The organism is Streptomyces sp. BV286 (genome assembly GCF_019090165.1).
Lineage (GTDB): Bacteria > Actinomycetota > Actinomycetes > Streptomycetales > Streptomycetaceae > Streptomyces.
The window spans coordinates 44,080-70,262 of record NZ_JAHRIB010000056.1; the positions used below are offsets into that span (position 1 = coordinate 44,080).

A 26,183-nucleotide genomic window follows, 5' to 3' on the forward strand; every position below is an offset into this window, starting at 1 on the left:
CCGGCCGGCCGGACATGACGAAGCCGCCGCCCGAACGGGTCGGGCGGCGGCTCCATCAGGTCGTTCGCGCCGTGCGGTCCTGTGGAGGACCGGGTGTGCGGGGACCGTACGGTCAGGCGTCGTTGAGCGTCGCCGGGTCGGGGCCCAGGCGGCGGCCCTCGTCGAGAGCGCTGATCGCGGCGATGTCCTCGGCGTCGAGGGTGAAGCCGAACACGTCGATGTTCTCCTTGATCCGGGACGGGGTCACGGACTTGGGAATGACCACGTTCCCCAGCTGGAGGTGCCAGCGCAGGACGACCTGGGCGGGCGTACGGCCGTGCTTCTGGGCGATGGCCACGACCGCCGGAACCTCGAGGAGGCCCCGGCCCTGGCCGAGCGGGGACCAGGCCTCGGTGGCGATGCCGTGCTCCGCGTGGTAGTCGCGGGCCGCCTGCTGCTGGAGGTGCGGGTGCAGCTCGATCTGGTTGACGGCTGGAACGACGGACGTCGCGTCGATCAGCTTCTCCAGGTGCTCCGGAAGGAAGTTGGAGACGCCGATGGACTTGGCGCGGCCGTCCGCGTGGAGCTTCTCGAAGGCCTTGTACGTGTCGACGTACTTGTCCCTGGCCGGTGTCGGCCAGTGGATGAGGTACAGGTCCACGTAGTCGAGACCGAGCTTGTCCAGGGACTCGTCGAAGGCGCGCAGCGTCGAGTCGTATCCCTGTTCGGAGTTCCACAGCTTGGTGGTGACGAAGAGGTCCTCGCGGGCGATGCCGGAGGAGGCGAGGCCCTTTCCGGTGCCTGCTTCGTTGCCGTAGATCGCCGCGGTGTCGATGCTGCGGTACCCGGCCTCCAGTGCGGTGGCGACGGCTCGCTCAGCGTCGTCGTCCGGCACCTGCCAGACACCGAAGCCCAGCTGGGGCATCTCGACGCCGTTGTTCAGGATGATCGGGGGGACCTTGCTCACGAGCTCTCGATCCTTAAGTCGTCGGGTGGTACTCCATCGTCAACGATCACGGGCCGCTGTGCATTCCTGCCCCGTGCGTTCGTCGGTCGAACGGGAGATTGGCCGGAAAGTACCCGCTCTCGCAGGTCCGAACCATTGACCGTGCACTGTCATGCCGCGACGCTGTTGCACGTCGGTGAACTCGGTGCAGGTATGTGAATGTGACGGAGTGAGAGACATGCCCCCCACCAGAAGGAACCTGCTCGGAGCCGCGCTCGGCGGCGCGGCCACGGCCACCGTGGGCCTGCCCGCCTCCGGCGCGCACGCCGCCTCCTGGCAGTTGAAGTGGTCCCCGTCGGCGCGCGACGACGGACTGGGCGCCTTCGAGACCCTGGAGGACGACCGGGCCGGCTCGCACCCCGCGGCCTCCCCGCACATCCGCACCATGGGCGACAACTGGCGCTTCGACATGCACACCGTCGACCGCGACACCTCGACGGACCGTCAGCGCCACGAGGTGACCGGGCTGCGCAACGGCCCTGGCGGCGACTTCCTCAAGTGGAACGCGGGCCAGACCTGGCGCGTCACGTACGCGATGTACATCCCCAGCTCCCTGCGGGCCACCACCAGCTTCACGCACATCATGCAGATGAAGCAGCCCGGCAGCGGGACCTCGCCCATCGTCGTGCAGTCGCTCCGTCGGGTGAACGGCGTGCAGACCATCGAACTCAAGCTCTTCGACGACGACATCCTCGTCGGCCGCACCGACCTGGAACCCCTGCACGAGAAATGGATCGACGTCGACTTCCAGATCAAGGTGGGCAACGGCACGGCGGGCTCGGTCCGCTGGATCCTCAAGAACGGCTCCACCACGGTCATCGACAAGTCGAGAACGGGCGTCGACACGTTCCTCGCCGACCGGGTACGCCCCAAGTGGGGCATCTACCGCTCCCTCGGCGACACGTCCGGGTCCCTGCGGGACTGTCATCTCCTGCTCACGAGGATGCGGGGGTATCAGCTCGTGTGAGCACGGCGGCCGGTGCCGGGGGTGCGTCCGGCCCGCTCTACGCCGTGGACGTGCCCAGGTAGGCGTCCCTCACCCGGCGGTCGGCGTGGACCTCGGCCGCGGTGCCCTCGGCGAGCACCCGCCCCAGGTCGAGTACGACGACCCGGGTCGACAGCTCCATGACGAAGGCGACGTTGTGCTCGACCAGGAGGACGGCACAGCCCTCCTGGGTGGCAAGCCGGCGCACGACGGCCGACAGACGGCCGCTCTCCTCGGCGGTCATCCCGGAGGCGGGCTCGTCCAGCAGCAGCACCCGCGGCGGATCCGCCAGGGCCCTGGCCAGCTCGGCCATGCGGGCCAGGCCCACCGGGAGGGCACCGGCGTAGGTGTCACCGAAGGCGTCGAGCCCGCAGGCACGCAGGACCTCGTCGGCCCTGGCGCGCCGCTCCTTCTCGTACGTACGCCGCGTCGGCGCCGCCAGCAGATCAGCGGGGAGGCCGCCTCCGCCACCGCGCCACTCCTGGGCCACCACCAGGTTGTCGGCCACCGTGAGCTGGCCGAAGAGCTGCCGGCGCTGGAACGTGCGGCGCATCCCGTGGCGGGCGCGCCAGACGGGGGAGCGGCGGGTGACGTCCGATCCGCCGAGGTGGACGCGGCCCTCGTCGGGGCGGCGGATGCCGGAGAGGACGTCGAAGAGGGTGGTCTTCCCGGCGCCGTTGGGGCCGATGAGTCCGCAGATCTCGCCGGGACGCAGGGAGAGGCTCACACCGTCGAGAGCCCGGACGCCGCCGAAGCGGACGCCGACGCGGTCGGCGCGCAGGACGGGGGCGCTCGTGTTCGTCATGGCCGGACCACTCCCTCGGTGGTGGACGGGTCCGGCTGCCGTACCGGCGATCCGGGGCCCGTCCCGGCGGTGGCTGCCAGTCCCAGGTATGCCTCCGTCAGCCGGTCCGCCTCCACCGCCGCCCGCGGGCCGCACCACGTCACCCGTCCCCGGGTCAGGTACGCGACCGTGTCGGCGACCCCCAGCACCTCGGTCGCCTTCTCCTCCACGAGGAGCAGGGCCGTTCCGTCGTCGCGGAGTTCGGTGAGGAGGCGGAACACCTCCTCGACCACGCGGGGCGCGAGGCCGAGCGACGGTTCGTCGGCGATCAGCACGGCCGGCGGGCGTTGGAGGAGCGGGGCGAGGGCCAGCATCTGCTGTTCCCCGCCGGACAGGGCGCCGGCGAGGACCCCACGGCGTCCGGCGAGACCGGGGAAGCGTTCGTACACGGCCTCACGCAGGTCTCGCCCGCGCAGACAGAGGGCGAGGTTCTCCTCGATGGTGAGGGCCGGGAAGATGCCCCGCCCCTCCGGCGCCAGGACCACCCCGGCCCGTGACCGGCGTACGGCTCCGTCCTTCGTGGCGTCGCGTCCTGCCACGTGCACCCGGCCGCCGAGCGGCGCCATGAGACCCGCGGCGACGCGGCAGGTCGTGGACTTCCCGGCCCCGTTCGGGCCGAGGAGCGCGAGGATCTCGCCGGGGTGCACGGCGAGGTCCACGCCGTGCAGGACGGGTGCGCCGTCGTATCCGGCACGTATGCCGCACAGCCGCAGGGCGGGCGCCGGGCCGGCGGGGCCCGGCGCCGTAGGGAGACCGACCTCCGCGGTCCCGGGCGTGGTCCCGGCTGCGGTCCCGGCTGCGGTCTCGGCCTCGCCGGAAGCAGCGCCTCCCGCTTGCCCCGGCACCCGGCCCCGCGTCCTCCTCGACACCCGGTCCGGAGACTGGCCGGTGCCGGTGCCGGTGCTGGTGTCCGTGTCAGTGCCGGCGCTCATGCCCGTGCCCGTGCTCGCCGGGGCGGCGGACGGACCCGGGCCCGCGGTGGGCGCCGCGGCGGTTGCCGTCCCCTTCTGTTCGGCGTCGGTCGTCGCCCGGGGTCCGGCCACCGGCGCCGCTCCGCTCGCGGCCGGCGCGGGTGCCGGTCCCGTGGGCATCCCGTCGGCCGCTGCGGGAGTTCCGGCCGGTCGCGACGGCGACCCGGCCGCTGCGGCCGACCCGTCGGCGGCCGTCCGGCGCCGGTGCAGCCGCACCGGCACCGCCGCGCAGTAGCCGTCCGGGTCGTTCGCCAGGGCCAGGCCCGCGAGACCGAAGAGGATCACCGGAAGGTGCACGGACTCGGTGACGTAGTCCGAGACGAGATGCGGTACGAGGGCGTAGACCAGCCCGGCGACGACCGCGAACTGCGGACGCCGCAGACCCGCCGCGACGACCACCGCGAGCCAGATCAGCCCGGTCATGGCGGTGAAGTCGGTGGCGGTGACACGGGTGTTGTAGGAGGCGTACATCACGCCGCCGAAGCCCGCGAGGCCGGCGGACAGCGTGAACAGCACCAGCTTGGTGCGTACGACCGACACCCCGGAGGCCATCGCCGCCGCGGGCGCCGAGCGCACCGCGAGCATCGCCCGGCCGGACGGCGAGTTGCGCAGCGCGCTGAGCGCGGCGACGGCGGCGGCGACCAGCACGGTCAGCGCGACCCCGAGCGCCCGGTCGTCGTTGAGATCCACCGGTCCGAAGACCGGGCGGGGGATCGCCCACCCCGTGTCGCCGTTCCTCAGCCCGCCGATCTGGAACAGGACCTGGTCGGCGAGGAAGGCGAGCGCGAGGGTGGCGAGGGCGAGCGAGCGGCCGCCGAGCCGCAGCGCGGGCAGGGCCACCAGCGCGCCCAGCACGGCCGCCGCGCAGGTACCCGCCGCGGCCGCCGCGACGAACGGCCAGCCGTGGCTCATCAGCAGCCCCGCCACCAGCGCCGCCCCCGTCACGAAGGTCGCCTGCGCCAGCGACACCATCGCGCCGAGTCCTGTCACCACGGTGAAGGAGACGAACACCAGGGACAGGGCGAGTCCCTGGGCGAGGATGCCGCTCCAGAAGGGGGTGGTGACCGTGTAGAAGGACGCCGCGAGCAGGACGCCGGCCGCCGCCCAGGGGCCCCAGCGCCGCAGCCGGGACCGCCCCGCCAGGTAGTCGACCGGCGGCACGTCCACCGCCGCGGTGCCCGCCGTCCGGCTGCGCCGCGTCATGAGCAGCAGCCCGGCGAAGAGGATCAGGAACGGCACGGCGGTACGGAACCCGGTGATCCGCTCGGCGAAGTCCGCGTACCCGGCCACCAGGTTCTGCAGCACCCCGAGTCCGAGCCCGCCCACGAACGCCAGCGGTACGGAGACGAAGCGGCCGAGCACCGCGGCCGTCGCCGAGACGAAGAGGAACAGCGTGAAGTCGTGGGCGGACAGCCCGAGAAGAGGTGTGGCCAGCACGCCCGCCAGGCCCGCGAGCCCCGACGACAGCATCCACGCGATGGACGACAACCGGTCCGCGCTCAACCCCCGCAGCTCCACGAGCGAGCGGTTGTCGACGGCCGCCCTGAGCTGCAGCCCGAGCGGGGTGTGCCGCATCAGGACCCACAGGCCGGCGGCCACCACGGCCGTCACGACCCAGATGATCAGCTGGTCGGAGTCGACGCCGACACCGTCGGTGAGCTGCCAGGATCTCGCGGGGCTGGGCCCGACACCCGGCAGCCCGAACTGGTTCTCGGCGGGCTTCACCGACGTGCCCGCGTCCTCCAGCAGTTCGACGACCCACAGCCCCAGCGCGGGCAGTGCCACCAGCAGGCCGATGGTGGCGACGATCTGGGCCGTCTCACCGACCCGTGCCAGCTTGCGGAACATCAGCCGGTCGAGGCCCCAGCCGAGTGCCGGTGCCAGCACGCACACCAGCAGCAGCGCCGTGGGGACGGCCGGCCAGCCGAAGCCCGAGTGCAGCTCGTAGAAGGCGAGGGCGCACAGATAGGCGGTGGCGCCGTGCGCGAAGTTGAACAGGCCCGACGCCGAGTACGAGAGCACGAGGCCGGTGGCGAGGAGCGCGTACAGCGCGCCCGACACCAGTCCGCTCAGGACGAATCCGAGAAGGTCGGCCATGCCGTGTCACCACATCCCCGAGTCCGGAGGTCCCCGGCCCCGGACCCCGGGCTCGGGAAGTCGCCTTGTGCCGCGGCTACTTGAAGGGGATCGGCGGATAGCACCTGAAGGGCGCCGACACGGTGTACTCGCCGTCCTTGAGCTGGACGAGCGCCCCGCAGCCGAACGACTCCTTCTGGCCCTTCGGTTCGGCCCGGTCGCCGACCAGCGTGCCGGTGTCCGTGAACCCGTCCGCCGCCTTCTGGAAGGACGCCACGGTCAGCTTCCTGCCGGCCTTCTCGGCGATGGCGAGGAAGAGGTCGGCCGACATGTATCCGGTCATCATGTGCATGTTCAGGGGCACGTCCTCGCCCGCGGCCTTCCTGATGTCCTTCCTGAACCGCGTCATGGCCGCGCTCTCCTGCTCGAACGGCTGGAACGACAGCAGGACGTGCACCCCGTCGAGCGCCTTGCGGGTCGCGCTCTTGGACAGCAGCCCCGGGTCGTAGTCGGTCGGATCGGTGAGCACACCGGCGTATCCCGTCCGCTTGACCGCCGTGAACAGACCGATGTTGTACGGGGTCTGCATCACGGAGACGATCGCGTCCGGAGCCTTGCCGCCGTCGCTGCGCAGGATCTCCTTCGTGTACGCAGACCAGTCGCTCGGAACGGAGGTCGCGGGCACCGACGGCTTGGCGAACGTCACCTTGAACCCGGCCGACGCGAAGCTCTGACGATAGGTGCGGATGGCGAACTTCCCCGCGTCGCTGTCGTTGGCGAGGATCGCCACGCTGCGGCCCCTGGCGCCGCCCAGCACCTGTTCGAGGCCCTCGGGCCACGTCTGCGAGATGGTGCCGCCGGGCATCGGCACCATGCAGCCGCCGAATCCGTAGATGTACGACGGTCCGCAGAAGGACGGCAGTGTGCCCCAGCCGAAGGTGGGGACCCGCTGCTTCTGCAGGAAGTCGGCGCCGGAGAACGTCGTCGAACTCATCGGTGCGATCGCGAACACCTTGTCCTGCTGGACGAGTTTGCGTGCCGCCGCCAGGTTCCTGGCCGGATCCTGGCCGTCGTCCTCCGCGCCCAGGTACTCGATGTCCCGTCCGTTCACCCCGCCTTCGGCGTTGGCGCGGTCGAAGCGGGCCTTGGCGCCGAGGTCGGTGTCCTTCTTCGAGTAGCCGCTGGCGGTCGTCATCGACACGATGCCGCCGACCTTGACGGAGGTGTCGGTGACTCCGCGTACGGAGTCCTCGGACTTCGGAGTGCCGCCGGTGGAGGCCGAGTTGCAGGCGGCTGCCAGCAGCAGGGCGGTGGCGGCCACCGCTGCGGCGAATGTGCGGGTCGGTCGCGACACGGTCGGCCCCTCCGTCGGGTGACTCGGGTGACCGAAATGATCCGGCGAATCTGACGGGCCGTCAATATGTGGCGCGGCAGTATGTGACGAAGCGTCAGATCGAAGGTCGGGTGCCGGCCGGTGGGGGCTGGTCGCTCAGTTCCCCACGCCCCCTCGGGGGCGCCCCTGTACCGCGGCTACGCCCGGTACAGGGCCTCGACCTCCGACGCGTACGCGTTCTCGATCGCCTTCCGCTTCAGCTTCAGGGACGGGGTCAGCAGGCCGTGTTCCTCGGTGAACTGATGGGCCAGTATGCGGAAGGTGCGGATCGACTCGGCCTGGGAGACGAGCGTGTTCGCGGCGACCACGGCCCGTCGCACCTCGGTCTCCAGGTCGGAGTCCCGCACCAGCTCCGACGGGGTGAGCCGGGACTTGCCCCGCATCTGCAGCCAGTGCTCGACCGCCTCCCCGTCGAGGGTGACGAGCGCCGCGATGTACGGCCGGTCGTTGCCGACGACGATGCACTGCGCGACCAGCGGGTGGTCGCGCACCCGCTCCTCCAGGACTCCCGGCGAGACGCTCTTGCCGCCGGAGGTCACCAGGATCTCCTTCTTGCGCCCGGTGATGGTGAGATAGCCGTCCTCGTCGAGCGCGCCGATGTCACCGGTGGCGAGCCAGCCGTCGTGCAGGGCCGCGTCGGTGGCCTTCGGGTCGCCCAGGTAGCCCTGGAAGACGTTGTCGCCGCGCAACCAGATCTCGCCGTCGTCCGCGATGTGCACGGTCGTGCCCGGGAGGGGCTGGCCGACGGTCCCGTACCGGGTGCGCTCGGGCGGGTTGGCGGTCGCGGCGGCCGTCGACTCGGTGAGGCCGTACCCCTCGTAGATCTGCACGCCGGCGCCCGCGAAGAACAGCCCGAGCCGCCGGTCCATCGCCGAACCGCCGGACATCGCGTGCTTCACGCGCCCGCCCATCGCGGTACGGATCTTGGCGTAGACGAGTTTGTCGAAGAGCTGGTGCTGCATCCGCAGTGCCGCGGAGGGCCCGGGACCGATGCCCCACGCCTTCGCCTCCACCGCGTCCGCGTAACGCACCGCGACCTCGACGGCCTTCTCGAACGGGCCCCCCTTGCCCTCCCGCTCGGCCTTCCGCCGGGCCGCGTTGAACACCTTCTCGAAGATGTACGGCACGGCCAGGAAGAACGTCGGCCGGAACGCGGCCAGGTCGGGCAGCAGGGCCGCCGCGTTGAGCTGCGGCTGGTGGCCGAACTTCACCCTCCCCCGGATCGCGGCGACCTGCACCATCCGCCCGAAGACGTGCGCGAGCGGCAGGAACAGCAGGGTGGCCGCCTCGTCGCCGCGCTTGGAGCGGAAGAGCGGCTCCCAGCGCTCGATCGCCGTGTCCGTCTCGAACATGAAGTTGGCGTGCGTCAGGACGCAGCCCTTGGGGCGGCCCGTGGTGCCGGACGTGTAGATGATCGTCGCCGTCGACTCCGGGGTGACCGCGCGCCGGTGCCGGTGCACCACTTCGTCGTCGATGTGCCCGCCCGCCTCGTACAGCTCCTGCACGGCGCCCGCGTCGAGCTGCCACAGCTTGTGCAGCGTCGGCAGCCGGTCGATGACCGTGGCGATGGTCATCGCGTGGTCCTCGTGCTCGACCATCGCGGCCGACACCTGGGCGTCGTGCAGCATCCAGAAGACCTGCTCGGCCGACGAGGTGGAGTAGATCGGCACGACCTGCGCGCCGATCGACCACAGCGCGTAGTCGAAGAGGGTCCACTCGTAGCGCGTACGGGACATGATCGCGACCCGGTCGCCGAACCGGACGCCCTGCGCCAGCAGGCCCTTCGCGAGCGCGAGGACCTCGTCACGGAACTCGGCGGACGTCACGTCGCGCCACTGGCCGTGTTCGTCCTTGCGGCCCAGTGCGATGTAGAGCGGATCCTCCTGGGCATAATCGAAGACGGCATCGGCCAGGCCGCCCACTGGCGGTGCCGACGCCAGGGGAGGGTTGGTGAACTCGCGCAATCCCGCTCCTTCGGTGCTTCGCAGCGCCGTGAAAGCTACCCCAACGGGAGCCGCGGCGGGAGGGGTGACGAATTACCCGGGGCCGGACGTTCGCCCTGGTCAACCCTTCAAATCCGGCCACAAGGGGGAAGGCCGGGACGGAATCCTTACTCTTACGTAAGTTTCGGTTCCGTAATCTCCACGGAATCTGTACGACCCGTTTACGCGCCGTCGGGTGCGTGGCCGAGGCCCGGGGAGGTGCTCGGGAACCGGTGCGGCGGGCCCGGCCGAGGTGACGCACCCCGTGCTCAGCGAGCGCGGTGCAGTCTGTCGCCGGCCGACAGGATCGAGGCCGCCAGCGCGTCCGCCGCACCCTTGGCCGCCGTGTGGCGTCTGCCGTGGACCAGGACGAACTCCACCTCGCCGAGCTCCGGCAGGCCCGCGCGGTCGGGAACGCGGAAGAGGCCCGGCGGGATCAGGCCCCGTGAGTGGGCCATCACTCCGAGCCCGGCGCGGGCCGCCGCGACGAGGCCGTTGAGGCTGCCGCTCGTGCACGCGATGCGCCAGGACCGGTCCTGGCGCTCCAGGGCCTCCAGGGCCAGGGCCCGGGTGATGCCCGGCGGCGGGTAGACGATCAGCGGGACGGGGCGGTCGGGATCCAGCCGCAGGCGTTCCGCGCCGATCCAGACCAGCCGGTCGTGCCAGACCAGTTCGCCGCGCGGGTCCCCGGGGCGGCGCTTGGCCAGCACCAGGTCGAGCTTCCCGTCGGCGAGCCGCTCGTGCAGGGTGCCCGAGAGCTCGACCGTCAGCTCCAGATCGACCTCCGGATGGTCGTGACGGAAGCCCTCCAGGATCTCGGTCAGCCGGGTGAGTACGAAGTCCTCCGAGGCGCCGAACCGCAGCCGGCCGCGCAGCCGCGTCCCCGTGAAGAACGCCGCCGCCTGCTCGTGCGCCTCCAGGATCCGGCGCGCGAACCCGAGCATCGCCTCGCCGTCCTCCGTCAGTTCCACCGAGTGGGTGTCCCGGGTGAACAGCTGCCGGCCGGTGGCGCCCTCCAGGCGTCGCACGTGCTGGCTGACCGTGGACTGCCGCAGCCCGAGCCGCCGGGCCGCCTGGGTGAAGCTCAGCGTCTGGGCCACGGCCAGGAAGGTGCGCAGCTGCGAGGGCTCGTACACGCCCTCCAGGCTATCGCGGTACGTGATGACAGTCAGAGCGGTATGACGGATTCCCGATCACGGTGTCGAGGAGGACGATGGAGAGGGCACGAGCCGGCACTGAACCGCCGCACTGAACCGACTGAGCAACGGAGCACCGTGAAACGCCTGAAGTGGCCGTCCTGGCTGCCGATAGACCCGTACATCCTGCTGCTGCTCGGGACGGTGGGGCTCGCCGCCCTGCTGCCCGCCCGGGGCACCGGCGCCGATGTAGCCTCCGGAGCCTCCACCGCCGCGATCGCCTTCCTCTTCTTCCTCTACGGGGCCCGGCTGTCCACGCGTGAGGCGATGGACGGGGTGCGGCACTGGCGCCTGCACGTCACCGTCCTGGCCTGCACGTTCCTGGTGTTCCCGCTGCTCGGCCTGGCCGCCCGCGGGCTCGAACCGGTGTTCCTGGACCACTCGCTCTACACCGGACTGCTCTTCCTCACCCTCGTCCCCTCGACCGTCCAGTCCTCGATCGCCTTCACCTCGATGGCGCGCGGCAACGTGCCCGCCGCGATCTGCGCGGGTTCCTTCTCCTCCCTGGTGGGCATCGTGCTCACCCCGCTGCTCGCCGCGGCGCTCCTCGGCAGCACCGGTGGCGGCTTCTCCGCGGACTCCCTCCTCAAGATCGTGCTCCAGCTGCTCGTGCCGTTCCTGGCCGGGCAGCTGCTGCGCCGCTGGATCGGAGGCTTCGTCACCCGCCACAAGAAGGTCCTCGGACTCGTCGACCGCGGCTCGATCCTGCTCGTCGTCTACACCGCGTTCAGCGAGGGCATGGTGCAGGGCATCTGGCACCAGGTCAGCCCGCTGCGCCTGGGCAGCCTGCTCGCCGTCGAGGCGGTGCTGCTCGCGGTCATGCTGGCGCTCACCTGGTACGGCTCGAAGGCTCTGGGCTTCACCCGCGAGGACCGTGTCGCGATCCAGTTCGCCGGGTCGAAGAAGTCCCTGGCGTCCGGACTGCCCATGGCGAGCGTGCTGTTCGGCGCGCACGCCTCGCTGGCCGTGCTGCCGCTGATGCTCTTCCACCAGATGCAGCTCATGGTCTGCGCGGTCATCGCCAAACGCCGTTCCCGGGACCCCGAGGCACGGCGGCCCGTCACCCGGGCCCCAGCCGCAGCGTCACGAATCGCGGTCGGTACAGGGACACGTTCCGGCTGAGGTTCGCCTGGGCCGCCGCCCCGCCGCTCGCGTCCAGCCAGTTGACGTCGTAGCTCAGCACGAGCCTGCCCCGGCTGATCGCCGGATGGACCTGCGGGTTGTACGCCGCCACTCCCGCCCGCTGCTCCGGCAGCGGCGGGCTGAACCCCTTGCCGGGCCCGTGCCAGGGCCCGGTGGGGGAGCACGCCCAGTACGAGGCGATCGTCGTCAGCCCTTCGGTGCCCGCCGCCATCGTGAACAGGACGTACGTCCCCCCGTCGCGGGCGACCGCGAACGCGCTGCCGACCCCCTTGCGTTCGCCGTCCCCCAGCACGGGCTTCATATGCGAGGGGATGCTCCACCGCTCGCCGTCCCAGTACCGCCACGCCGCCGGGTCCGCGAGCCGCCCCCGGGGCACGCGCGCGACGTACGCGTCCGACGCCGGCCGGGCGGCGGCCCGCGCGTCGTTGCCGCCGAAGACGTACGTCCAGTCGTCGTCGTGGGTCAGGGCGGTCGTCCCGAACAGCACCCGCCGCGCCGGATCCTTCACCCGCCGCTGGTCGAGGATCCGCGTGATGCCCTCGAGGCGCAGGCCGGGCAGTGACAGCGTGGCGACCTCGGTGGCGGTGGGGACCCCGTAGATCCAGGGGTGCGCGCCGGTCGTACGGGTCCACAGCACGACCCGGACGACCTGCTCGGACGAGCCGGGGGAGCGGGGCTCGACCCGGGCCGCCACCGGCCAGCGCCACTGACCCGGCGCCGGGTCCGCGAACATCGGCGCCGGGAGCGTGCGCTTGAGCCGGCCGTCGTCCATGACCACGGCCGAGTTGCGCACCATCGGCGCGGTCGTGTCCCGCCAGGCGTAGGACTCGCCCACCGGGTTGGGCGGCCGGTGCACCTGGCCTAGGAAGGTGTCGGAGAACAGCCAGAGCACCCGTCCGTCCGGCAGCCGCACCGAGTGCGTACCGTCTCCGCCGGTCCAGTCGTCGGCCCGCGACGCGTCGTCCCCGTACCGCGCGAACTCGTCCGTGACGCCCCGGTCCGCGGCCCACGAGGTGACCGTACGGGCCCGGCAGTCGCCCTCCCGGTTCTCGTCCCCCGGGAGGGCGGTGAGCAGCACGGCGCCGAGGACCAGGGCCAGGAGCAGACCCAGACCGGTCCCCGTGCGCTGTCGTGCTCGTGTGTCGTCGGGCACGCCCGGGACGTTAGTGGCTCTTGCTCACCCGGTCCATGGGGAGCCACAGGACGGTGTCCCGGTTCACAGCCCCGTCGGTGCCGGGCGGACCGGTCAGTTCGGCGTCGCTCAGCGCCCGGTCGTGGACCCGGACGTCGTCGACGGCGCCCGTGAAGTGGGCCCGGCTGTCAAGCCGTTGACCGACGTGCACCCCGAACGGCCCGTTGCGGCTCACCGATCCCGGTACGTCCGCCGTACCGGTCGCCGTCCCGTCGACGGACAGCGTGAGCCGCCCGCCGCCGCGGCGCAGGACCAGCCGGTGCCACTGTCCGTCGTTGTACGCGCCGGTCGTGCGTACGGACACCGACCGCGGGGCGTTCCCGCCGTCGCGGACGGTGATCAGGCCCTGGATCCGGTCGCTCGCGGGTTCTCCGCGCAGCCACACCTGCGGCTGGTTGGTGCCGATCCCGCCCATCCACAGCAGCGGCTGTTCGCCCGTCGTGGCCGTGTAGCGGAACCACAGCGACGCCGTGAAGTCCTTTGCCCCGAGCGGCAGTCCGGTACGGAAGGGCAGGCGTACGGCGTCGTCCGCGCCGTCGAAGGAGAGGGCGCCGCCGGACACGCCGTCCGTTCTCTTCGCGCCGCCGAGGACCGCGGCGCGCGGTGCGCCGGGCGCGAGGTCGGCGGTGGTCGGGTCCGGGCCGCGGCGCGGGCGCAGCCAGTCCCCGGTGAACCGCGCGAAGCGGATCTCGTCGCGGGCGTCCACGGCGCCGCCCTCGTACAGCAGGCCCGCCGTGTTCCGGCCGATGCCCACCAGGTCGGAGTAGCCGGCCCAGTCCGTCGTGACCACCGTGCCCCGGTCGACGCTGTCCCAGGTGCGTCCGCCGTCGTACGAGGAGCGGATCATCATCGTGCGGCGGCGGTCCGGGTCGGCGGGACAGGCGAGCAGGAGCCTGTCGCCCAGCCGCAGCGTGGAGCCCTGCACCTGTGGCGTGTAGAGGTCCGGGAGGGCGCGGAAGGGCGCGGTGAAACTGTCGCCGCCGTCGGTGCTGAACGCCTGGGTGCGGTGCCCGAGATCGGTACCGTCCTGTTCGCGTCCGCTGACGAGGACCGTCCCGTCGGCGCGCTCGGTCACCGTCATCTCCGACGGCTTCTGGCTGAACGTGCCGTCGTCCGCGATCGGCCGGGAGTCCGTCGCGCCGATCCGCCAGTGGTCGCCGCCGTCGTCGCTGACGACGAGCGCGGCGTGGTTCGCGCTCACCCGGCTGCCGTTCCACGTCTCGGTGTTGACGCCGAGGACGAGCCGTCCCGCGTGCCTGCCGCGGGTCAGCTGGAGACCGTGCACCGGCCCGGTCGCGTACCAGGAGTTCCAGTGCGCGGGCAGGATCTCGTCGCTGAGGTCGCGCGGCTCGGACCAGGTGAGTCCGTCGTCGTCGCTGTGCTGCAGGTGCGGGGTGCGGTCGCACGGGACGTCGCAGCCGCGGCCGTCGCCGCGGCCCGTGTTGTACGTCTCGGCCAGTACGACGCGGCCGGTCTCACGGTCCACGACCGGGGCGGGGTTGCCGTGCGTGTCGCCCGCGCCCTCGTTGACGACCTGGAGCGGGCCCCAGGTGCGGCCGCCGTCGGTGGAGCGCTTGAGGACGATGTCTATGTCACCGGCGTCACCGCAGTCGTCGACCCGGCCCTCGGCGAACGCCAGCAGGGTGCCTTTCGTCGTCCGCACGACGGCCGGAATACGGAAGCAGGCGTACCCGGGATCCTGGGAGGCCTTGAACAGCACCTGCTGTTCGAACCCGGCGACCGCCCCTGGCTCGGCGGCCGCTCCTGGCCCGGAGACGGCTCCTGGTCCGGCGGCCGGCCGGGCCTGGGCGGGGCTCGGCAGCGCCAGCAGTGCGCCGACGGCGAGCAACGCCGTGAGGGCGGTCCCGACGGGGCTTCTTCCCGGTCTGGTGGACCCGGGGGCCCGGGGGAGTGCGCGAAGACTTGACGGCATGGTGCGACCTGCCCTTCATGCGTCTGGACATCTCGGACATCCCACGTCCAACGTGCGCGCCACAGACGCTACTTGGGCTCTCAGACACCTCACAAGAAGCGTGCACGAGTCGTGGTGGGGGAAGCGCGCGCACGGCCGCCGGGCGCATCCGGTGTCGTGCGGTGGTGGGTGTCCCCTCCCTCGCCGGTCGAGTGGTGGCCGGTGCCGTGACCACGCGAGCCCGTCCTGGAACTGTGGGACGCGAGGCGGTGCGGGTGGGGGACGCGGCGTGCTCCGCCCGGGGGAGTTCCCTCCGTCGGAGCAGCGACGGCGGCACCGGGGGCCACCGGGCGCCCGGGAGCCGGAGCGGCTGCCCCGCACCCTTGGCGGTCGCCCCGACCTGGAGGACCGTCGGCCGACGGGACCGGAACCCGACCGGTTCACCGGCCCGTTGATCCGGATTTCCCCTACGGACGGCTGACGCGGGCTAACGTTCCGTCATGAACGCACCGGACATGGAACCCCGTCTCGCCCTGGACCCCGCGCGCACCGCCCTCGTGCTGGTCGACCTGATGGACCGCATCGCGGGCCTGCCCCTGGAGCCCCGCAAGGGCACCGAAGTGGTGTCGGTCGCCGCGGAGTTGGCCGCCGCCTTCCGCGCGGTGGGCGCGCCCGTCGTCCTCGTCCGGGTCGAGCGGCCCGGTGTCCCCGAGCAGCCGCCCGGCAGCGGGCTGGTCGCCGGGGTCGCGGCCGACGGCGACATCGAGATCGTGAAGCGGACCATCGGGGGCTTCCAGGGCACCGGCCTGGACGAGCGGCTGCGCGAACGCGGCATCACCACCGTGGTGTTCGGCGGGATCGCCACCAACCTCGGCGTCGAGTCCACCGCCCGCGCCGCCGGTGACCTCGGCTACGACCTGGTCTTCGTCGAGGACGCGATGTCGGCCCTCACCGGCCCCGAGCACGAGGCCTCGGTGAAACTGGACTTCCCCCGGCTGGGAACCGTCGTCGCGGCCTCGGAGGTGCACTTCACCAAGGGCTGAGCCGGACACCGCACCCGCGAGGGCCGGTCATGGTCACGGGCCGGGACGCGGGGCAAGGCTCCGTCCGCTCCCGGGGCCGCACGGGGCGCAGCCGTACCGGCCTGAGGCGGGGCCCCTCCGGCGCAGGGGGCGCTCCCCGCCGGGTCGGGGCCCCGCCGCCGTGTCGCGGCGAGACCGGTCAGCCCTGGGTGGCCGGGGCCCGCAGGGCGATGCGGTGCTCGCCCGCGTACACGTTCATGGAGGCGCCCCGCAGGAAGCCGACCAGGGTCAGGTTCGACTCGGCGGCCAGGTCCACCGCGAGCGAGGACGGCGCCGAGACCGCGGCCAGCACCGGGATACCGGCCATCACCGCCTTCTGGGCCAGCTCGAAGGAGGCCCGCCCGGAGACCAGCAGGACCGTGCGGGAGAGCGGCAGGGAGCCATTCTGGAGGGCGCGGCCGACGAGCTTGTCGACCGCGTTGTGCCGGCCCACGTCCTCCCGGATGTCGACCAGCTCGCCGTCCTCCGTGAACAGCGCCGCCGCGTGCAGACCCCCGGTCCGGTCGAACACGCGCTGCGCCGCGCGCAGCCGGTCGGGGAGGCTCGCGAGCAGGCCGGGTTCGAGCCGCACCGGGGGAGTCGTGTCGCCGTGCGTGTCGTCGATCGTCCAGCGGGCCGTCGTACGGACCGCGTCCAGGCTCGCCTTGCCGCACAGCCCGCAGGACGAGGTCGTGTACACGTTGCGTTCGAGCGTGATGTCGGGGATGACGAGGCCGGGCGCCGTCCGTACGTCGACGATGTTGTACGTGTTCGAACCGTCCACCGTGGCGCCCGCGCAGTAGACGATGTTCTGCAGTTCGTCGGCCGCGCCGAGCACCCCCTCGCTGACCAGGAAGCCCGCCGCGAGCGCGAAGTCGTCGCCCGGGGTGCGCATCGTGATCGCGAGGGGTTTTCCGTTGAGCCTGATCTCCAGTGGTTCCTCGGCGACGAGCGTGTCCGGGCGGGTGGAGACCGCCCCGTCCCGGATGCGGATCACCTTGCGTCGTTCCGTGACTCGTCCCATGCCTGATCAGTCCCGGTTCTGTACGTGCTGGTAGCCGAAGCGGCCCTTGATGCAGAGGTTGCCGTGGGTCACCGGGTTGTCGTGCGGCGAGGTGACCTTGACGATCTCATTGTCCTGTACGTGCAGGGTGAGATTGCAGCCCACTCCGCAGTAGGCGCACACCGTCGTCGTCCCGGTCTGCGCCGACTCGTCCCACGTGCCCGCGGCACGCATGTCGAACTCCGACTTGAACGACAGAGCACCCGTCGGGCACACCTCGATGCAGTTCCCGCAGTACACGCACGCCGAGTCCGTGAGGGGAGCGTCGTGCTCGACGGCGATCCTGGCGTCGAAACCGCGCCCGGTGACCGAGATCGCGAAGGTGTTCTGCCACTGGTCGCCGCAGGCGTCCACGCACTTGTAGCAGAGGATGCACTTGTCGTAGTCGCGCACGTACAGGTCGTTGTCGACTCTCGGCTCCTCGCCCAGCCGGGCCGCGTCCGGACCGAAGCGGTCGGGTTTCGCCTCGTACTCCTTGAGCCATCCGGCGACCTCCGGGGTGGTCGACAGGTCGACCGACGAGGCGAGGAGTTCGAGGACGATCTTCCGGCTGTGCCGGGCCCGCTCGGTGTCCGTCCTGACCTGCATGCCCGCCTCCGCCTTGCGGGAGCAGGCCGGGACGAGGGTGCGCGCGCCCTCGACCTCGACGACACACACGCGGCAGGCGTTCTTGGGTGCCAGCGTGTCGCCCTGGCACAGGGTCGGGACGTCCTTGCCCGCCGAGCGGCAGGCATCGAGGATCGTCGCGCCCTCGGGTGCCCGCACAGGCTCACCGTCGATCGTGAACTCCAGCAGACGGCGGGGTATCCCCAGCGGTGTCACGGTCATTCGTACGCCCCCAGGCGGTCGATGGCGGATTCCACGGCGTTCCACGCGGTCTGTCCGAGACCGCAGATCGAGGCGTCCTTCATGGCCCGGCCCACCTCCCGCAACAGCGTGATGTCGGCTGCCGCGTCGGCGCCGGTCCGCCCGACGATGCGGTGCAGGGCCTCCTCCTGGCGGACGGTTCCGACCCGGCAGGGCACGCACTGCCCGCACGACTCGTCCCGGAAGAACTCGGCGATCCGCAGCAGCAGACGCGGCAGCGGCACGGTGTCGTCGAAGGCCAGCACGACCCCGGAGCCGAGCGTCGTGCCCGCCTCCCGTGTGCCCTCGAAGGTGAGCGGGATGTCCAGCTCGTCGGGCCGTACGAAACCGCCGGCCGCGCCGCCCAGCAGCACCGCGCGCAGCCGGTCGCGCACGCCCGCCAGCTCCAGCAGTTCGCCGAGCGTCGCGCCGAACGGCAGCTCGTAGATGCCGGGCCGCTCCACGCTGCCCGACACGCAGAACAGCTTCGGCCCGGTGGAGGAGCCGGTGCCGATCGCCGCGTACGCCGGGGCGCCGACGGTGAGGATCGGCAGTACGTTGACCAGCGTCTCGACGTTGTTCTCGGCGGTCGGCTTGCCGAACAGGCCCTTCTCCACGGGGAACGGCGGTTTCGAGCGGGGCTCGCCCCGGTACCCCTCGATGGAGTTGAAGAGGGCCGTCTCCTCGCCGCAGATGTACGCGCCCGCGCCGCGCCGGATCTCGATGTCGAAGGCGTACCCCTGGCCGAGGACGTCGTCCCCGAGCAGCCCGCGCGCGCGGGCCTGCCCGATGGCGTGTTCCATGCGTGCCAGCGCCCGCGGGTACTCGCCGCGCAGATACAGGTAGCCCTTGTGCGCCCCGACCGCGTACCCCGCGATCGTCATCGCCTCCACGAGCGCGTACGGGTCGCCCTCCATGACCACCCGGTCCTTGAAGGTGCCGGGCTCGGACTCGTCGGCGTTGCACACGAGGTAGTGCGGGTGGTCGGGCTGCGACGCGGTGGCCTGCCATTTGCGGCCTGTGGGGAAGGCGGCGCCGCCGCGCCCGACCAGGCCCGCGTCGGTGACCTCGCGGATGACCCCGGCGGGGCCGATCGCGAAGGCCTGCCGCAGGGCCGTGTAGCCGCCGTGCGCCCGGTAGTCGTCGAGCGACGCCGGATCGACCACACCGACCCGGCCCAGCAGCATCAGGGCCGGGTCCCCGGCCTGCGGGACCGCCAGGGCGGCGGACGGTTCCTCGGGCGCCGAGTCGGGCGCGCTCGCCGCGAGCACGGCCCGCTCGACGGTCGTGGGCGCCGACACGGCCGTACGCACCGGGTCCCCGGCCCTGACCGCGAGCGCGGCCGGCGCCCGCTCGCACAGGCCGAGGCAGGGACTGCGCTCGACCGCTACACCGCTGCCGGGGCCGAGCCGGGCCTCGACGCCCGCGCACAGCTCCGACGCCCCGGCCGCCGCGCACGCGAGGTCCGTGCACACGTGCAGGACGGTCGCGGGGCGCGGCTTCACCGAGAACATCGCGTAGAAGGTGGCGACCCCGTACGCCTCCGCGGGCGGCACGGTCAGCCGCCTGCACAGGTAGCCGAGGGCGCCCTCGCTGATCCAGCCGATCCGGTCGTTGACCGCGTGCAGCCCCGGCAACAGCAGGTCACGGCGTTCCCGGGCCGCACGCCCGCCGCGTGCCCACCTGAGGTCGGCGGCGCGCATCTCGTCACGGGTGGCGCCCTCCCACGAAGACTCCGGAGGACCGAGCAGCGCGTCGATGGCCGCCCGCTCCTCGTCCGTCGGCTTGCTGTCACCGAAGTGCAGGTCCACTTGGCATCACCTCACTTGAAGAGCAACCGGCAGCTTGTCGATCCGGATCGCCGACGCCTTGAACTCCGCCGTCCCCGCGATCGGGCAGTTCGCCTCGATCGTCAGCTGGTTGGTGTCCACCTCGTCGGGAAAATGCATGGTCATGAAGGCGAGGCCGGGCCGCAGTGCCGTGTCGACCCACACCGGCGCCACCACCGCGCCACGCCGCGAGGACACCTGGACCTCCTCGCCGACCACCACGCCGTAGCGCTCCGCGTCCTCCGGGCACAGCTCGACGTACTCGCCGCGCCGCAGCGGCGAGGCGAAACTGCCGCTCTGGACCCCGGTGTTGTACGAGTCGAGCCGCCGCCCGGTGGTCAGCCGGATCGGGTACGCCTCGTCGGTCAGGTCGACCGGCGGGTCGTGCTGGACCAGCCCGAAGGGCGCGAGCCGGCCGCGTTCGGCCGGGTCCGCGGCCCACAACCTGCCGTGCAGATAGGTCGGTTCGAGCCGGTCCGGGTCCGGGCACGGCCACTGGATGCCCTGGTGCTCCTCCAGCCGCTCGTACGTCATCCCGAAGTGGTCCGGGGACACCGACCGCAGCTCGTTCCACACGGATTCGGAGTCCGCGTACTTCCACTCGTGGCCGAGCCGGGAGGCCAGGTCGCAGATGATGTCGATGTCCTCGCGGGCCTCGCCGGGCGGGGTGACCGCCCGGCGTACCCGCTGGACCCTGCGTTCGCTGTTGGTGGTCGTGCCCTCGGTCTCCGCCCAGCCCGCGGTCGCGGGCAGGACGACGTCCGCCAGTTCGGCCGTCTTCGTCAGGAAGATGTCCTGCACGACGAGGAAGTCGAGGCCCTGCATGCGCCGTACGGCCTGCCCGCTGTCGGCCTCCGACTGCGCGGGGTTCTCCCCGATGCAGTAGACGGCCTTGAGCGTGCCCTCCTCCATGGCCTCGAACATCTCCGTCAGGTTCATCCCGTAGTGGGGCTGGATGACGGTGTCCCACGCGGACTCGAACTTCAGCCGGGTGTCCGGATCGAGGATGTCCTGGAAGCCGGGCAGCCGGTTCGGGATGGCGCCCATGTCGCCGCCGCCCTGCACGTTGTTCTGCCCGCGCAGGGGTTGAAGGCCCGAGCCGAAGCGCCCCACATGGCCCGTCAGCAGCGTCAGGTTGATGAGCGCGCGGACGTTGTCCGTGCCGTTGTGGTGCTCGGTGATGCCGAGCGTCCAGCACAGCTGGGCGCGCTCGGCGCGGGCATAGGCGTGCGCCAACTCCCGTATGGCCGCGGCCGGTACGCCCGTCACCTTCTCGGCGAGGGACAGCGTCCACGGCTCGACGAGCTGCTTGTACTCCTCGAAGCCGGTGGTCGCCCGCTCGATGAACGCGTCGTTCGCGAGCCCCGCCCGGATGATCTCGCGGCCGATCGCGTGCGCCATCGGGATGTCCGTGCCGACGTTCAGCCCGAGCCAGCCCTCGGCCCACTCGGCCGTGGACGTGCGGCGCGGGTCGACCGCGTACATCCGGGCGCCGTTCCTGATCCCCTTCAGGACGTGCTGGAAGAAGATCGGGTGCGCGAAGCGGGCGTTGGAGCCCCACATCACGATGAGGTCCGTGTGCTCGACCTCCCCGTAGGAGGACGTCCCGCCGCCCGAGCCGAAGGCCGCCGACAGGCCCGCCACGCTGGGCGCGTGGCAGGTCCTGTTGCAGGAGTCGACGTTGTTGGTGCCCATGACCACGCGGGCGAACTTCTGTGCCACGTAGTTCATCTCGTTGGTCGCGCGGGCGCAGGAGAACATGCCGAACGCGCCGCGTGCGGCGCCGAGGCCCCGGGCGGCACGCTCCAGGGCCTCGTCCCAGGTGGCGCGCCGGAACGGCTCGTCACGGGAGTCTCGGACCAGGGGGTACTGAAGTCGGTTGTACGTCTTGGGAGTTCGGTCGCGCTTTCTCATACCGCGTTCCTCAAAGTCCTCAGGGGCGTCCTGGCGTACGGCTTGTGGAGCGCCGGCGTGAACGTCCTCACGCGGCGGTCCTCAGGGCGAGCAGGTCCGAGATGGCGTGGACGGTACGGAGCGTGGGCACCGGGACGTCGGTGATCTCCGCCAGTTCCACGACGGCCGCGAGCAGCACGTCGAGTTCCAGGGGCTTGCCGCGCTCCAGGTCCTGGAGCGTGGAGGTGCGGTGGTCGCCGACGCGCTCGGCGCCGGCCAGCCGCCGCTCGATGGAGACGCCCACCCGGCAGCCGAGTGCCTCGGCGACGGCGAGCGTCTCGGTCATCATGATCTCGATGACCCGGCGGGTGCCGCCGTGCAGACACATCTGCCGCATGGTCGCGCGGGCCAGGGCGCTGATGGGGTTGAAGGAGATGTTGCCGAGCAGCTTGAGCCAGATGTCGTTGCGCAGGTCGGGCTCCACCGGGCACTTGAGCCCGCCGGCCACCATGGCCTCGCCGAACTCGCTGCAGCGCACCGAGACCGAACGGTCGGGCTCGCCGATGGAGAACCGGGTGCCTTCCAGGTGGCGGACGACTCCCGGTCCTTCCAGTTCGGTCGCCGCGTAGACGACACAGCCGATGGCCCGGGAGGGCGCGATCACGGCACTGACCGCGCCGCCCGGGTCCACGCTCTCGACGCGGTGGCCGTCGTGCGGGCCGCCGTGCCGGTGGAAGTACCACCAGGGAATGCCGTTCTGGGCGGCGATCACCGCCGTCGTGTCGTGCAGGAGAGGCTCGATCAGCGGCCCGCACGCCGCGTACGAGTTGGCCTTGAGGCCAAGGAAGACGAAGTCGACCGGGCCGACCTCGGCCGGGTCGTCGGTGGCGTGGGCCCGAGCGGTGAAGTCACCGCGCGGACTGAGCACTCGCACTCCGTGCTGCCTCATGGCCGCGAGATGCGGTCCACGGGCGATGAGGTGCACATCGGCACCCGCGCGATGCAGCGCGGCACCGACGTAGGCGCCGATCGCACCGGCGCCGAGAACTGCCACTTTCACTTGGGGGCTCCGTTCGGTCGAGGGTACCGAGGAGACGCTGAACAGCGTGGAATCAATGTCGACTGAATATTGTCTACAGTATGGGAGTTGGGGCAGCAAGGGTTCGCGCAGCACCTCGCCCACGGACGCCGCCGCCTCCGGTTCCGCCGGGCCACCCCCGGAGCTCGCTGAGTGTCGCGCCCCGAACACCCTTGGTGGAGGGGCGGAGTTCGGCCCCGAACGCCGTTCGTCGGCCCGGACCGACCGTTCGTCGCACCCCGCATACCGTTCACCGCATACGGTCGACGAGTTCGGGTGGACCGCCTTCCCAACCGAACAGCCGCTTCCTATCGTCCGGGATCATGAGTCCCCCTGTAGCCCCACCGGGCTGGAGCCGCTGGCTGGTCCCGCCGGCGGCCCTGTCGGTCCACCTCTCCATCGGACAGGCCTACGCCTGGTCCGTGTTCAAGCCCTCCCTGGAGTCCGCGCTCGATCTCAGCGGCACCCAGAGCGCCCTGCCCTTCCAGCTCGGCATCGTGATGCTCGGCCTGTCCGCCGCGTTCGGCGGCACACTCGTCGAGCGCAACGGTCCGCGCTGGGCCATGACGGTCGCCCTGATCTGCTTCTCCTCGGGCTTCCTGATCTCCGCCCTCGGCGCCGCCACCGAGCAGTACTGGCTGATCGTCTTCGGCTACGGCTTCGTCGGCGGCATCGGCCTCGGCATCGGCTACATCTCGCCGGTCTCCACGCTCATCAAGTGGTTCCCCGACCGGCCCGGCATGGCCACCGGCATCGCCATCATGGGCTTCGGCGGCGGCGCGCTGATCGCCTCGCCGTGGTCCGCGCAGATGCTGGAGTCCTTCGGCTCCGACAGCTCGGGCATCGCGCTGGCCTTCCTCGTGCACGGACTCACGTACGCCGTCTTCATGTCGCTCGGTGTGCTGCTCGTGCGCGTACCCCGGCCCGCGAAGACCGCGGCCGACGGCACCCCGGCCCCGCTGGAGGGCGTACAGGTCTCCGCGAACAGTGCCGTGCGCACCCCGCAGTTCTGGCTCCTGTGGGTCGTCCTCTGCATGAACGTGACCGCGGGCATCGGCATCCTGGAGAAGGCCGCGCCGATGATCACGGACTTCTTCGCGGACACCTCGACACCCGTGTCGGTGTCGGCCGCGGCCGGCTTCGTCGCGCTGCTCTCGGCGGCCAACATGGCGGGCCGCATCGGCTGGTCCTCCACGTCCGACCTGATCGGACGCAAGAACATCTACCGCGTCTACCTGGGTGTCGGCGCGCTGATGTACGCCCTCATCGCCTGGGTCGGCGACTCCTCGAAGCCCGTGTTCATCATCTGCGCACTGGTGATCCTCTCCTTCTACGGAGGCGGCTTCGCGACCGTCCCCGCCTACCTGAAGGACCTCTTCGGGACGTACCAGGTCGGCGCGATCCACGGGCGGCTGCTCACCGCCTGGTCCACGGCCGGAGTCCTCGGTCCCCTGATCGTCAACTGGATCGCGGACCGGCAGGAGGAGGCCGGCAAGTCCGGAGCGTCCCTCTACGGACTGTCACTGATCATCATGATCGGGCTGCTCGTGGTCGGGTTCGTCGCCAACGAACTCGTCCGTCCCGTCAGCGCCCGCCATCACATCCCCGCCCAGAGGGAGGCCGCAGATGTCCACGAGCGACAGCAGTCCGCCTGACAGCAGTCTGCCGGACGGCGGCCCGCCCGGCCGACGCGGACTGATCGCCTTCGCCTGGGTCTGGGTGGGCACACCGCTGGCCTATGGTCTGTACGAGCTCGTACGCAAAGCCACCCAGTTGTTCACCGGGTAGGCCTCGGGATGCCGACAGGGTAGGTGTTCGGGCGCCCGGGGGCGTGATGGAAGCCGACAAGGGTGGCGCACCTTTCCTGTGACTTTACGTGCCGCCGTACTCGTGAGTACCTGATCAGACTGGTGAGTCCCGTTATCCAGGCAACAAAAGGGACCGCACATGATCGGCTCACGCATCGCCGCTGTCGGCCACTACCAGCCCGCCAGGGTCCTCACCAACGAGGACCTGGCGGAGCTGGTCGACACCAGCGACGAGTGGATCACGAGCCGGGTGGGCATCCGCACCCGCCACATCGCCGGACCCGACGAGCCGGTCGACGAGCTGGCGGCGCACGCCGCGGCCAAGGCCCTGGCGTCGGCCGGCCTCGCGCCCGAGGACATCGACCTCGTCCTGGTGGCCACGTCCACGGCCGTCGACCGGTCGCCGAACATGGCCGCCCGGGTCGCCGCCCGCCTCGGCATTCCGTCACCGGCCGTCATGGACCTCAACGTGGTCTGCGCGGGCTTCACGCACGCGCTCGCCACCGCCGACCACGCCGTACGCGCCGGGGGAGCGACCCGGGTGCTCGTGATCGGCGCCGACAAGATGTCCGACGTGGCCGACTGGACCGACCGCACGACCTGCGTGCTCGTCGGGGACGGGGCGGGGGCCGCGGTCGTCGAGGCCGCGAAGGAGTCCGGCATCGGACCCGTGCTGTGGGGCTCCGTTCCCGAGATGGGGAACGCCGTACGGATCGAGGGCACCCCCTCACGGTTCGCGCAGGAGGGCCAGAGCGTCTACCGGTGGGCGACCACCAAACTCCCGGCCATCGCACGCAAGGCCTGCGAGCGCGCGGGTCTCGCCCCCGAGGACCTTGCCGCGGTCGTGCTCCACCAGGCGAACCTGCGCATCATCGAACCCCTCGCCGCGAAGATCGGCGCCGTGAACGCGGTGGTCGCACGCGATGTCACCGAGTCCGGCAACACCTCCGCCGCCAGCATCCCGATCGCCCTGTCGAAGCTCGTCGAACGGGGCGAGATCTCCACCGGCGACCGGGTCCTGCTCTTCGGTTTCGGCGGCAATCTCTCGTACGCGGGACAGGTCGTCCACTGCCCGTGACGTCGGCGTCCACCCCGGTGTGACGAGGCCAACTCCCCCTCGGCCTGGTCATTGTGCGCCGTAGACTGTAGACGAAAGACAATTGATACTGGCTTTCAGGCTGCCGCGCCGCGAGCGCGTACGCCGCCGCTGCCCAGGAGGGGGACCGCGATGTTGTCGACCGGACTGCCGCAGGGGTCGGTGCCGAAGCTCGAGCGGCCGGGTCCGCTCAGGGACCGCGTCTACGAGGCCCTGCTCGAACTGATCACGACGCGCGCCCTCCAGCCCGGCCAGCACCTGGTGGAGAGCGAACTGGCGGGGCATCTCGGGGTCTCCCGGCAGCCCGTGCGCGAGGCGTTGCAGCGGCTGAACACCGAGGGCTGGGTCGATCTGCGGCCCGCGCAGGGCGCGTTCGTGCACGAGCCGACCGAGGCGGAGGCGGACCAGCTCCTCACCGTGCGCACGCTCCTGGAGGCCGAGGCCGCCCGGCTCGCGGCGGCCAACGCGGGCACGTCCGGCATCGCCGATCTGGAGGAGCTGTGCGCCCAGGGCGAGGAGGCGGTGGGCGCCGACGACGTGGACGCGGCGGTCGCGACGAACGCCCGCTTCCACGCCAAGGTCATGGAGCTCGCGGGCAACACGGTCCTGGCCGAACTGGCCGCACAGGTGGACCGGCGCGTCCGCTGGTACTACACACCGGTCGCCCGGCAGCGGGGCCACCAGTCCTGGATCGAACACCGGGACCTGATCGCCGCGATCTCGGCCCGCGACGAACAGCGCGCGACCGAGGTCATGCGCGCCCACACCGAGCACACCCGCAGGACGTACCACGCGCGGCCGCGCGACTAGTCGCGACCGGTACCGCCGCG

20 protein-coding genes are annotated in these 26,183 nt (G+C 71.6%); 7 read left to right on the top strand and 13 right to left on the bottom strand.

The features are described 5' to 3' along the window. Positions 1 to 112 precede the first annotated feature (112 nt). Entirely contained in the window at positions 113 to 904 is a 792-nt protein-coding gene (locus tag KUF83_RS07820) for an aldo/keto reductase (protein WP_217453879.1), read from the bottom strand. 259 nt (positions 905 to 1,163) lie between these two features. On the opposite strand from KUF83_RS07820, the gene KUF83_RS07825 reads away from it, so the two are divergent. Further along, entirely contained in the window at positions 1,164 to 1,952 is a 789-nt protein-coding gene (locus tag KUF83_RS07825; protein WP_217453845.1) for a polysaccharide lyase, read from the top strand. A gap of 37 nt (positions 1,953 to 1,989) precedes the next feature. Here the strand turns inward: KUF83_RS07825 and KUF83_RS07830 are convergent, their stop codons facing one another. The 5 genes from KUF83_RS07830 to KUF83_RS07855 all read right to left on the bottom strand — a co-directional run bounded on the left by KUF83_RS07830 (position 1,990) and on the right by KUF83_RS07855 (position 10,372). Further along, the gene (locus KUF83_RS07830; RefSeq protein WP_217453846.1) at positions 1,990 to 2,775 is read right to left on the bottom strand and encodes an ABC transporter ATP-binding protein; all 786 of its coding nucleotides are present in this window, start codon (positions 2,773 to 2,775) and stop codon (positions 1,990 to 1,992) included. Next, entirely contained in the window at positions 2,772 to 5,882 is a 3,111-nt protein-coding gene (locus KUF83_RS41825; RefSeq protein WP_254643517.1) for an ATP-binding cassette domain-containing protein, read from the bottom strand. The genes KUF83_RS07830 and KUF83_RS41825 overlap by 4 nt, the downstream gene beginning before the upstream one ends. A 76-nt stretch (positions 5,883 to 5,958) precedes the next feature. After that, the gene (locus KUF83_RS07845; protein WP_217453847.1) at positions 5,959 to 7,215 is read right to left on the bottom strand and encodes an ABC transporter substrate-binding protein; all 1,257 of its coding nucleotides are present in this window, start codon (positions 7,213 to 7,215) and stop codon (positions 5,959 to 5,961) included. A gap of 176 nt (positions 7,216 to 7,391) precedes the next feature. Then, positions 7,392 to 9,218 carry a long-chain fatty acid--CoA ligase gene (locus KUF83_RS07850; protein WP_217453848.1) on the bottom strand — a complete coding sequence of 609 codons (1,827 nt, stop codon included), beginning with the start codon at positions 9,216 to 9,218 and terminating at the stop codon, positions 7,392 to 7,394. Positions 9,219 to 9,505: 287 nt separating this feature from the next. Then, positions 9,506 to 10,372 (bottom strand): LysR substrate-binding domain-containing protein, encoded by an 867-nt coding sequence (locus tag KUF83_RS07855; RefSeq protein ID WP_217453849.1) that lies wholly within the window; start codon positions 10,370 to 10,372, stop codon positions 9,506 to 9,508. A gap of 138 nt (positions 10,373 to 10,510) precedes the next feature. Here KUF83_RS07855 and KUF83_RS07860 point away from each other — a divergent pair, with 138 nt between their 5' ends. Then, positions 10,511 to 11,554 carry a bile acid:sodium symporter family protein gene (locus tag KUF83_RS07860; protein ID WP_217453850.1) on the top strand — a complete coding sequence of 348 codons (1,044 nt, stop codon included), beginning with the start codon at positions 10,511 to 10,513 and terminating at the stop codon, positions 11,552 to 11,554. On the opposite strand, the gene KUF83_RS07865 is transcribed toward KUF83_RS07860, so the two are convergent. Next, positions 11,493 to 12,728 carry a DUF4185 domain-containing protein gene (locus KUF83_RS07865; RefSeq protein ID WP_217453851.1) on the bottom strand — a complete coding sequence of 412 codons (1,236 nt, stop codon included), beginning with the start codon at positions 12,726 to 12,728 and terminating at the stop codon, positions 11,493 to 11,495. The genes KUF83_RS07860 and KUF83_RS07865 overlap by 62 nt on opposite strands. A gap of 10 nt (positions 12,729 to 12,738) precedes the next feature. Continuing rightward, entirely contained in the window at positions 12,739 to 14,700 is a 1,962-nt protein-coding gene (locus tag KUF83_RS07870) for a sialidase family protein (protein ID WP_217453852.1), read from the bottom strand. Between the two features lie 494 nt (positions 14,701 to 15,194). On the opposite strand from KUF83_RS07870, the gene KUF83_RS07875 reads away from it, so the two are divergent. Beyond that, on the top strand, positions 15,195 to 15,722 hold the full coding sequence (locus KUF83_RS07875; RefSeq protein ID WP_217453881.1) for an isochorismatase family protein: 528 nt from the start codon (positions 15,195 to 15,197) through the stop codon (positions 15,720 to 15,722). Positions 15,723 to 15,900: 178 nt separating this feature from the next. Here KUF83_RS07875 and fdhD read toward each other — a convergent pair whose 3' ends face one another. The 5 genes from fdhD to KUF83_RS07900 all read right to left on the bottom strand — a co-directional run bounded on the left by fdhD (position 15,901) and on the right by KUF83_RS07900 (position 22,431). Further along, positions 15,901 to 16,764 (bottom strand): formate dehydrogenase accessory sulfurtransferase FdhD, encoded by an 864-nt coding sequence (gene fdhD / locus KUF83_RS07880; RefSeq protein WP_217453853.1) that lies wholly within the window; start codon positions 16,762 to 16,764, stop codon positions 15,901 to 15,903. A gap of 6 nt (positions 16,765 to 16,770) precedes the next feature. After that, on the bottom strand, positions 16,771 to 17,631 hold the full coding sequence (locus KUF83_RS07885; protein ID WP_217453854.1) for a 2Fe-2S iron-sulfur cluster-binding protein: 861 nt from the start codon (positions 17,629 to 17,631) through the stop codon (positions 16,771 to 16,773). Further along, entirely contained in the window at positions 17,628 to 19,460 is a 1,833-nt protein-coding gene (locus KUF83_RS07890; RefSeq protein WP_217453855.1) for an NAD(P)H-dependent oxidoreductase subunit E, read from the bottom strand. The genes KUF83_RS07885 and KUF83_RS07890 overlap by 4 nt, the downstream gene beginning before the upstream one ends. 6 nt (positions 19,461 to 19,466) lie before the next feature. Beyond that, positions 19,467 to 21,392 (bottom strand): molybdopterin oxidoreductase family protein, encoded by a 1,926-nt coding sequence (locus KUF83_RS07895; RefSeq protein ID WP_217453856.1) that lies wholly within the window; start codon positions 21,390 to 21,392, stop codon positions 19,467 to 19,469. A gap of 67 nt (positions 21,393 to 21,459) precedes the next feature. Then, positions 21,460 to 22,431, bottom strand: coding sequence for a 2-dehydropantoate 2-reductase (locus KUF83_RS07900; RefSeq protein ID WP_217453857.1), 972 nt, complete (start codon positions 22,429 to 22,431; stop codon positions 21,460 to 21,462). A 341-nt stretch (positions 22,432 to 22,772) separates the two neighbouring features. Here KUF83_RS07900 and KUF83_RS07905 point away from each other — a divergent pair, with 341 nt between their 5' ends. From KUF83_RS07905 to KUF83_RS07920, 4 genes are all read left to right on the top strand, one after another. Beyond that, on the top strand, positions 22,773 to 24,104 hold the full coding sequence (locus tag KUF83_RS07905; RefSeq protein WP_217453858.1) for an OFA family MFS transporter: 1,332 nt from the start codon (positions 22,773 to 22,775) through the stop codon (positions 24,102 to 24,104). Continuing rightward, on the top strand, positions 24,076 to 24,237 hold the full coding sequence (locus tag KUF83_RS07910; protein WP_217453859.1) for a hypothetical protein: 162 nt from the start codon (positions 24,076 to 24,078) through the stop codon (positions 24,235 to 24,237). The genes KUF83_RS07905 and KUF83_RS07910 overlap by 29 nt, the downstream gene beginning before the upstream one ends. Before the next feature lie 159 nt (positions 24,238 to 24,396). Then, complete coding sequence (locus tag KUF83_RS07915) at positions 24,397 to 25,335, top strand: beta-ketoacyl-ACP synthase III (RefSeq protein ID WP_217453860.1); 939 nt, start codon at positions 24,397 to 24,399, stop codon at positions 25,333 to 25,335. A 150-nt stretch (positions 25,336 to 25,485) separates the two neighbouring features. Next, a complete protein-coding gene (locus KUF83_RS07920) occupies positions 25,486 to 26,163 on the top strand; it encodes a GntR family transcriptional regulator (protein WP_217453861.1) in 678 nt (225 codons plus the stop codon). The last annotated feature ends 20 nt before the right edge of the window (positions 26,164 to 26,183 follow it).